This window comes from Methylorubrum podarium (assembly GCF_022179745.1).
Classification (GTDB): domain Bacteria; phylum Pseudomonadota; class Alphaproteobacteria; order Rhizobiales; family Beijerinckiaceae; genus Methylobacterium; species Methylobacterium podarium.
Genome location: NZ_BPRD01000162.1, coordinates 1 through 8470, shown reverse-complemented (window position 1 = coordinate 8470; position 8470 = coordinate 1). Strand labels below are relative to the sequence as shown.

The 8470-nt window shown below is 69.3% G+C and carries 7 protein-coding genes; 2 read left to right on the top strand and 5 right to left on the bottom strand.

The genetic code is table 11. From position 1 onward, the window contains the following. Nucleotides 1-87: 87 nt before the first annotated feature. Complete coding sequence (locus MFF42_RS08560) at nucleotides 88-2430, bottom strand: putative bifunctional diguanylate cyclase/phosphodiesterase (protein WP_238255356.1); 2343 nt, start codon at nucleotides 2428-2430, stop codon at nucleotides 88-90. A gap of 459 nt (nucleotides 2431-2889) precedes the next feature. On the opposite strand from MFF42_RS08560, the gene MFF42_RS08555 reads away from it, so the two are divergent. Further along, on the top strand, nucleotides 2890-3543 hold the full coding sequence (locus MFF42_RS08555) for a hypothetical protein (RefSeq protein ID WP_238255355.1): 654 nt from the start codon (nucleotides 2890-2892) through the stop codon (nucleotides 3541-3543). Between the two features lie 93 nt (nucleotides 3544-3636). Here the strand turns inward: MFF42_RS08555 and MFF42_RS08550 are convergent, their stop codons facing one another. Continuing rightward, nucleotides 3637-4344, bottom strand: a complete 708-nt coding sequence (locus MFF42_RS08550) for a L,D-transpeptidase (protein ID WP_373875163.1) — start codon at nucleotides 4342-4344, stop codon at nucleotides 3637-3639. A gap of 303 nt (nucleotides 4345-4647) precedes the next feature. Between MFF42_RS08550 and MFF42_RS08545 the strand changes: the two genes are divergently transcribed. Further along, nucleotides 4648-4977, top strand: a complete 330-nt coding sequence (locus tag MFF42_RS08545) for a hypothetical protein (RefSeq protein ID WP_306423509.1) — start codon at nucleotides 4648-4650, stop codon at nucleotides 4975-4977. A gap of 307 nt (nucleotides 4978-5284) precedes the next feature. Here MFF42_RS08545 and MFF42_RS08540 read toward each other — a convergent pair whose 3' ends face one another. From MFF42_RS08540 to MFF42_RS08530, 3 genes are all read right to left on the bottom strand, one after another. Continuing rightward, nucleotides 5285-5566, bottom strand: a complete 282-nt coding sequence (locus tag MFF42_RS08540) for a hypothetical protein (RefSeq protein WP_238255352.1) — start codon at nucleotides 5564-5566, stop codon at nucleotides 5285-5287. A 573-nt stretch (nucleotides 5567-6139) separates the two neighbouring features. Next, a complete protein-coding gene (locus tag MFF42_RS08535) occupies nucleotides 6140-6844 on the bottom strand; it encodes a FecR family protein (RefSeq protein ID WP_238255351.1) in 705 nt (234 codons plus the stop codon). A 209-nt stretch (nucleotides 6845-7053) separates the two neighbouring features. Further along, nucleotides 7054-8470 (bottom strand): glycosyltransferase (locus MFF42_RS08530; RefSeq protein ID WP_238255350.1); only part of this gene is annotated, 1417 nt, incomplete at its 5' end.

Here is an 8470-nt window from a genome sequence, read left to right as displayed (position 1 = left end):
ATCGCTTCGGCTCCGCCTCGCGATGTCGGGATGGGACAAGGCCCGAGGTAATCAACCGGAAGCCGTATGAAAGACTCTCAGGCTTCCTCAGGCGGCATGGATCTTCCAGCGCCGAAGTCCCTGCCTGTTCGTCAGGGATCCGGCCTCCTCGGCGGGTACGGGCCGGCTGAAGAGGTAGCCCTGCAGCTCGTGGCAGCCGAGGCTCAGCAGGCATCGGCGCTGCGCCTCGGTCTCGACGCCTTCGGCGACCACCGTCATGTTGAGATTCGTCGCGAGGTCGATGATCGCGCGGACGATGGCCGCGCTGCCCTGCTCGTGCGGAAGGTCTCGCACGAAGCTCTGGTCGATCTTGATCTTGTCGAAGGCGAGACGGCGAAGGTAGCTCAGGCTGGAATAGCCGGTTCCGAAATCGTCGAGGGACAATCGCACGCCCAGTTCGCGCAGCTTGGCGAGCGCGGCCTTGATGGCGGGGGTTGCCTCGAGAAACACCGACTCGGTGATCTCCAGTTCGAGGCGCGAGGGGGCTAACCCGCTCTCCTCCAGCGCGGAGCGGACCAGCAGCGGCAGGTCCGAGTGGCGGAACTGGATCGGCGACAGGTTGACGGCGACGCTGACGTCGCTGGGCCAGCCCGCGGCGGTGGCGCAGGCCTGCCGCAGGATCCACTCCCCCAACGGGATGATGACGCCCGTCTCCTCGGCCAGCGGGATGAATTCGGCCGGCGAGACGAAGTCGCGCTTCGGATGCTTCCAGCGCACGAGCGCTTCGAAGCCCCGGATGCGGGCGTCCTTCGTCACGATGGGCTGGAAGTGGAGAAGGAACTCGTTGCGATCGAGAGCCCCCCACAGGTCGGTCGACAACGCACGTCGCGCCTCGATCCGCTCGTCCATCTCGGCTTCGTAGAAGCGGTATCCGTTGCGTCCTTCGCCCTTCGTCCGGTAGAGGGCGAGGTCGGCGCGCCGCATGATCTCCACGCAGCCGTCCTGCGGGGCGATGGCGATCCCGATGCTGATGCCGATGCTCACCCGGATGCCGTTGATGGCGAAGGGTGAGGCCATCGCCGCGACGATGTCGCTCGCCAGGAGCGCGACCGCGTGGCGATCCCGTGCCGCCGATCCTTTCGCGAGAACGGCGAACTCGTCGCCTGCGAGCCGGGCGAGATGCACGTCGGAGGAGGCGAAGCGCCGGAGACGTTCCGCGACCGCCCGCAGCAATCCGTCGCCGGCCGCGTGCCCGAACGTGTCGTTCACGCTCTTGAACTCGTCGAGGTCCAGCGCGAGCACCGCAAAGCGTCCGCCCGCTCCGACCTGCGCGTGCTCGACTTCCAGAAGCTGCTGGAACTGAACCCGGTTCGGCAGGTCGGTCAGCGGATCATGCAGCGCGAGATACGACAGGCGCTCTTCCGAGCGCCGCTTCTCCGTCACGTCGGACCCGACGCCGCGATACCCCGAGAAGCTCGTTCCGTTGGTGAAGGTCGGCTTTCCGCTCAGCACCCAGGTGCGTTGCTCGCCCGCGATGTTGAGCGGAAGGATGAGGTTGCGGAAGGCGCGCCGCTCCGCGACGCACTTCCAGAGGGCGGTGCTCGGATGTCCGTCGGGCGGGGCGACGGCGGGCAGCAGCAACTGTTCCAGAGGCAATCCGAGGAGCTGGCGCTCCGAGGAGCGGGCCACTTCGACCAGCCTCGGCGAGACATGCTGAAGGCGAAGCTCGGCGTCGGTCTCCCACAGCCAATCGCTGGCATTCTCCTCGAAGTCGTTGAGGAGAAGATGGGTGAATTCCTGCTGACGCTCCAAGTCGACCTGCGCGACGACGCGCATCTTCAGGAGGCGGCTGAGATGCAGGATCGTGAAGCAGATGAAGACCGCGTAGAACGCGAGAAGGATGGCGACGTAGGTGTAGAAGCGCTCGCCCGTCGCCGCCAATCCGACGAAGGATCCGGCGATGATGAGGCCGGAGAAGCCGATGGCGACACGCGGCAGCACGGCGGCGCTCATGCCGGTCGCGATGAGGCCCGCGCAGCTGGAGGCGATGAGCAGGCGCCCGTCCGAATCGGCTCCCGCGAACAGCATGATCGGGATCGAGGCGAGCAGGCAGCCGTAGACATGCGCGAGCAGGACGGTGCTGCGGACGAAGGAGACGGGCACTTCGCGGGGCTTCGGGCGCGAACGCCAGAGCCAGCATTGCTGGAGCACGGCGACCGTCAGCGGCAGGATCGCCGCCTCCAGCCCGGCCAGGTAGGCGCGGTTGGCGGGGTTCCAGAACAGGTAGACGATCACCTGCACGACGCTGAGGCTGACGAGCACAGTGAAGGGAACGAGACGGAGAGCAACGTCGAGCTGCTCCACGCGTACACGCGCCTGCAAATTGGCGTCGAGAGCCTTCTTTTCGCGACCGGTGTCGATCAGGAACGAGATGAGCATCTCACGTGACACGGACGCCTCATGGAGAAAATATTCAATGCCAGACTCGAATTGGCTATTTCTTCAACTCTGACCACAGCCGAACCTTTCCGTCGCAAAATGAGCTACTGGGCTTAAAGTGTCGTAAATCCGGCCCACAGCATTTGTGACAATCAAATCGGTCGATTTTTACTCTTTGGAATACGGTGCCGACCGCGTGCCGTCGGCCGCGGGCGGAGACGCGCGGTTTGGTTCGTATCGGCCCTGTCCGAAGGCGCCGGCCTCGGGCGTGGTCCGCTCGGCCGCGCGGATCCGCAGGAGCCTCCCGCCGTATCGGAATGCTGGCCATTCACCCCGTCTGCCCCTATTGCGCACGTGATCGACGCTGCCCCGCCCGCGCTTCGCCAGGGTTTCGGGGATGTCGACGTTCGGGTGCTGGCCGTGGCCTCGCCGATCGCCGGCACGCGTCCAGAAGCTGCTGCGTGAGGCATGATGCCGCTTCCCAGGACGCTTTTCGGCGAGGCCTCCGAGCGCCTGCCGCTCTTCGATGACCTGCCCGATGCGGCGATCGATCGCCTCGCGGCCGCCGGCTTCGGGCGGGGATTGCTGACGGCGGCGCTTCGGGCTCGGCTCCGCAAGGCCGGCCTCGCGGACATGGCCGCGCTCGCACGGGCCACGCCCACCGACCTCACGGCCGTGCGCAAGATCGGCCCGGTGCGGATCCAGGCGATCCGGACCCACCTGCTCGGTGAACTCGCCCGGCTCGTTCCAGGCGCGCGGGAAAGGCACGATCAGGCGACGACGGACCGACGTCGCCTCGATCGGCTTCGCACCATGCCGGCGGAATGGCTTCCCCTCGGCAGCGCCGTCGAGCGGCTCGGCTCAGCCGGGCCGACCTGGGCCGATCTCGCCCTGATGCAGCGGGCGGAGGCCGGGCGCGCGCTCGGGCTCCCGGCCGCGGATCTCGACGAGATCGTCTCCGCCCTCGCCCACGCCCTGACGCCGGACCGGCCGCACCTCCGACCGGCCCCGGCCTCGCCAGACGATGCCGCGCAGGATGCGAGAGCGCGGCAGGAGCACGCCGAACGGCTGCGGGAGCGCGATCGCGAATGGGACGAGGCGGCACCCGCGAGAGGTGACCGATAGAATCCGGTGCCCATGCTGCGCCCGGCCGCGCGCCCCTGTTCCGGACCGCATCCGGCCGGGACCCCGGCTGAGTCGTCCGGCCGAGGCCTTCGCCTAGGCCGGCAGGACCACCACCTTCGTCTTCACCGGGGTCTGCGCGTAGAGGTGGATCATGTCCTGGCTGAGCAGGCCGACACAGCCGCTCGTGATGCCGCTGCCGATCGATTCGGGATCGCTGCTGGCGTAGATCGTGTACAGCGTGTAGGCGCCGTTCTGGTAGAGATGAAGGGTGCGGGCGCCGAGCGGGTTGTCGAGGCCGCCCGGCATGCCGCGGGCGTATTTGGCCGCCTCGGGCTGCCGCCGGATCATCTCCTTGGGCGGCGTCCAGGTCGCCCATTCGGACTTGCGGCCGACATACGCGTCGCCGCTCCACAGGAACCCGTCGCGCCCGACATTGGCGCCGTAGCGGGTGGCGGAGCCATCGCCCTCGACGCGGTAGACATAGTAGTTGCGCGGATCGACGATGATCGTTCCGGGCGCTTCCTTGGTCTCGTAACGGACCGTGCGGCGGTAGTATTTCGGATCGACCTTGCTGACGTCGACCGCCGGGATCGGAAACTTCTCGTCCGGCATCGGCCCGTAGACCTTCGCCGCCTCGGCCAGCATCGTGCCGTCGGAGGTGACGCAACCGCCGAGCCCGAGCGCGCCGAGGCCGGCGGCCGACCCGGCCAGAAACGACCGGCGGCTGAGACGCTGCGCCCGATGCCCGAGCCGTGCCGACCCGCCGGCATCGGCCTCACGGTTCTTCTGCCCCCAGCCCATCGTCATGATCCCGGACGTCCCCAATCCTGCCGCCCGGTGGGGAAACACACCGGTCCGCACCCGGCAAGTATACGGCCAAGCTGAGGCCGCGGCTACCCGGCCCGTCCGGCAAGCGCGGTGCGCGCCCTGGGCCGGCTGCCCCGCGCCGAGGCCGCCGACGGCGCGCCGGGACGCAACGGATCGGACAGGGCCTCGGAACGGGCGCGGCTCGGCGCTATTGTGCAAGAATGTTCGCCGCGCGCCGTTTCGCGCGTCCTATGGATCGGTATGATCGTGCGGGATCGAGACCCGCGGGAGCCAACTATGACATCGATGCTGCCGGAAGGCGCACAGCCAGGCGATATCGTGACGCCCGACGGCAAGATCTTGTGCCGGGACATGGAGTTGCACGAGTTCGGCTACTTCACCGTCACCTACGAGCAGGCGCAGATCGCGCGCAAGCATGGCTGGGGGTGCCGGGCCGGCGTCGTCCTCGACGGGGAGCATTCCGACGAGTGGAGCTGGGACTACGCGGAGGAAGAGCGGCGCACGGCGCTGGAGAACGGCGAGCCGCCGCCCCGCGTCCGAATCTACCGGGAGCCGCCCGCCTCCTGCCCGGTCGAGACGCCCCTCTCCTGCCGCCTCGAGGGCTGATCGCGAAGCGGGGACGAGCCGGCCGCACGCGAGCGGGGCGAGCACGGCGGCCAGCGTCGAAAAGAGAACGGCCACGGGAGCCGGAACAACGGTGCGCGTACATCCGGCGTCACCCTCGTCCCGGCATCGTGGCCGCGTCCGATCGAGCGACAGAATCGCGATCGGCATGCTCCTGATATGGGAGCACGATGGTTAACAATCAATGAGCAGCCCCGCCGCCCGATCGTCTCACGGGCCGGCGGAGCGTGTCGTATCGTCCGTCACGGCGCTGGAGCGGCTCTCCGGGCCGACGCGGCGACGGACGGCGTCACCGCGCCGGTCCGCCGGCGGTCGCACCGTAGTTCGGCACGGCGCGGTCGTTGAGCTCCGCGTTGCCGTCCTTGGCCGAGCGGTCGATGCCGCGACCCCGAACCGGGCCGATCGAACCGGTCGTCAGGTCGTCGTAGGCGTACGGGGCCGGACGCTCGGTGAAGAAGCTCGACGGCTTCTCGCCTCGAACCGACGAGATGTTCTGAGCGAGAGCGGGTGAAGAGATCGCGCCGATTCCCAAGACAATGGCGGCGATAGCGGAACTGATACGAGTGTTCATGGCACAATCCTACTAGGCTTGCGCGGTCTCCGTCGAATGGCGGCTGGCCGTGACTTATTGGGTGTCCCTGAGTTAGGCTCGCATCTCCTGGAATGACGTGCCATTTCGCACGACCTCATCGAGGATTTCCGCCCTATAGCCTCTGCGACCCGAGCATCGATGAAGGGCGAGGCATTCGGCTGCGCGGCAAGCCTTGCGCGCGCGCCCGGGTCCGCCGCCTGAGCGAGTCTCCGGCGCGCAACACCTCGTCTTTTCCTGCGAAACCGGGCGGCGGCGACTCCAAAACCGTCAAGGTTTGGCTATCAGGCTGATCCGGCCACCCCGTGATTGATCATCGTCATGCTGTCCGTCTCCCGCGCCGTCGTTTCGAAGCACCGTGAGATTTCCGCGCTGCTCGCGACCTATGCCATGTTCCTCAGCGGCGTCCTGATCCTCGCCTGGGCGGCCTGAACCTTCGGCCGAGCGCGGCTTAGGGTCCGGGCCGGGCGCGGCCGCCCGAACGCGTCCGGCACCGGATGCGGTCGAGGCAGGATGTGGGGGCGATTCGGAGCGCCGAGGCGATCGGGACGGGTTTCAGCGGCCGCACAGGGCGGCGAAGGCGGCCGGTTGCGGCGCGCCGCCCTCCGACAGGCGGGTCGGCGTGCACAGGCCCGGATTGGCGCCGCAATAGCCGCCGAAGCTGAAGCGCGTCGCGGAGCCGGGCGGGGCGGGGGTCAGGCCGCCGGCTGTCACGACGACGACGGAGCCGGGCTGGTCGAGGGTCAGGCAGGCCTGCGGGCTGGCTTGGCGCGTGCAGACCCGGACCTCGCCGTCGACGAGGGTGATCACCGACCGGCCGCCGGTCGTCCAGACATCGAACACCGTCCCCCGGACACCGATCGTCGCGACGGGCGTCTTGATCTCGTAGGCCTTCTTGTCGAGGTCGCCGGTCACGAACCGGTAGCTGCCCTTCAGCAGGTTGAGCGCCACCTTTCCGGCCGGCCGTTCCTCCGAATAGACGTACTGGTTGAGCGCGATGCGCGCATTCGGCCCGATCGAGAGGTTGGTCTGGTCGAGGAAGACGATCTTGGCGAGGCTGTCCGCGCCGGTCTGCACCGCCTCGTCCCGGAACACCTTCTCGCCCTCGGCGAGGGCATTCTTCTGAGCGCCCTTGAGGCGGGACACGTCGTTCTTCACGACCGTCGTCGCACCGATCTGCTGGGCCGAGGCGGGGCCCGGAAGGCCGAGCGCGAGGCCGCCGGCCAAGCCGGCGAAACAGATCCGTCTGACGAGACTCATCGCGGCGCGGTCCATCGGAAGTCGCGCCATCGTAGACGCGAAACCCGAGGCGGCGGCAACGGTCCCGGCGGCTTTTCCCGCCGGTGTTGCAAATCGACGGCGCGCGTGACCCAGGTTCGAGGTCTCCGCTGAACGTCGCCGGTCTTCGGGGCAGGAGGACCGGAGCATCGTCTTTTTCCGAAAGCCGGCGGCCACCTTTCGGGACGATGCTAAGCCCGGTAGAGGTCGCGCGGATCGGCCCCGATCTGGCGCCGGAGGGTGGCCAGCGCCTCCGGCGGCAGGGCCTCGATCCAGGCCCGGAAGCGGCGGTGATCGGGCCTGTCCCGGGCGCCGGGGGGCGGCGCCTCCCCCAGGGCCTCGTAGGCGGCCGCGTAGGTCGCGGGACAATTGACCGTCGCCGACCGGGTCCGGCCCCTGGCAAGGCCGCTCGCCCGCGCCCCGAGCCAGAACAGGCGGTCGCCGATCTCGTCCAGCGGCCGGGGCGTCAGCGCCCAGTGGCCGAACAGGGTAAAGGCCGGCGGCAGGAAGAGGTAGCCGCTGGCATCGACGAAGCGGTCGGGATCCTCCTCGGGAAGCGGCAGGACGGTCAGGTCGGGGCGCCGCAGCCGGCGGGCGGCCGTGACGATCCCGCAGCGGTCGAACCCGACCCGGAGCGCCGCCGCGAGGCAGCTCTCGATGTGGTCCGGATCGTACCAGCACCCGCCATCGAGGAAGCAGATCGCCGTGTAGCCTCGCGCCGCCGCGAGCAGGCCGCCGACTGCCCAGGCCGCGCGGGAGCCCGCGCCGGCTCCGCCGAGGCGGATGTGATCGGCGACCAGAGCATCCAACCCGTCCTGCGCCGGGCCGTCGGCGATCAGGATGTGGTCCGCCGCCACGGTCTGGCGCGCCACCGAGGCGATGCAGCGCCGAAGCGCCTCGGGATCTCGCGTCTCGGGGTCGTCCGAGCGGTAGGCCGTCACCACGGCGATCCGCGGGGCGCGGTCCTTCAGCGTCCCGGTCCAGAGGGAGGCGCGGGCCCGCAACCGGTCGTGGGCGTGGTCGCGGTTGGCGCGCACCCGTTCGCGGGTCGGCGGATCGAGGGGTTCGCGCGACAGGAGGATCGCGCAGGCGACGAGGCAGTCCATGTCGCGGCCCGCCCAGTAGGCGTTGACCGCGAACTCGTCGAGGAGCCCGACCGTGTAGATCCAGGGCTGGAGGAACAGGCCGGACTCGGGGGGCGGGCGCCCGAGCCCGCGCGCCGCGGCGGCGAGGCCGCGATCCCATTCGCCGCGCTGCCGGCAGATCAGGGCCGCGGCGTGCAGCGCCTCGACGCGCTCCGGCACGGTCGCGCTCGCGCGGTCGAGCAGGGCCAGGACGTCGTCCGTCGGCGCCCCCTGCCGCGCCATCAGCTTGCCGGCATTGAACAGGCTCTCGAACACCTCCTCGTCCCAGAAGCCGAGTTCGGCCCGCGCGCGGTAGGCCTCGATCGCCCGCTCGAACTGCCCGGAATCGCGCAGGCTCTGGGCGAGGTAGAAGGTGTAGCGGGCGCGCAGGAACGGGTCGTCCTCGCCCGCCAGCGCCGCCTCCAGCAGGGCGGCAGCGGGGAGGTTGTAGACGAGCATCATCGTGCGCGCCCCGTCGCCGCCG

Coding starts and splice junctions, on each gene's coding strand:
- MFF42_RS08555 (WP_238255355.1), top strand. CDS start 2,890: ATGCCGCTTCCCAGGACGCTTTTCGGCGAGGCCTCCGAGCGCCTGCCG.
- MFF42_RS08550 (WP_373875163.1), bottom strand. CDS start 4,344: ATGGGCTGGGGGCAGAAGAACCGTGAGGCCGATGCCGGCGGGTCGGCA.
- MFF42_RS08545 (WP_306423509.1), top strand. CDS start 4,648: ATGACATCGATGCTGCCGGAAGGCGCACAGCCAGGCGATATCGTGACG.
- MFF42_RS08540 (WP_238255352.1), bottom strand. CDS start 5,566: ATGAACACTCGTATCAGTTCCGCTATCGCCGCCATTGTCTTGGGAATC.
- MFF42_RS08535 (WP_238255351.1), bottom strand. CDS start 6,844: ATGAGTCTCGTCAGACGGATCTGTTTCGCCGGCTTGGCCGGCGGCCTC.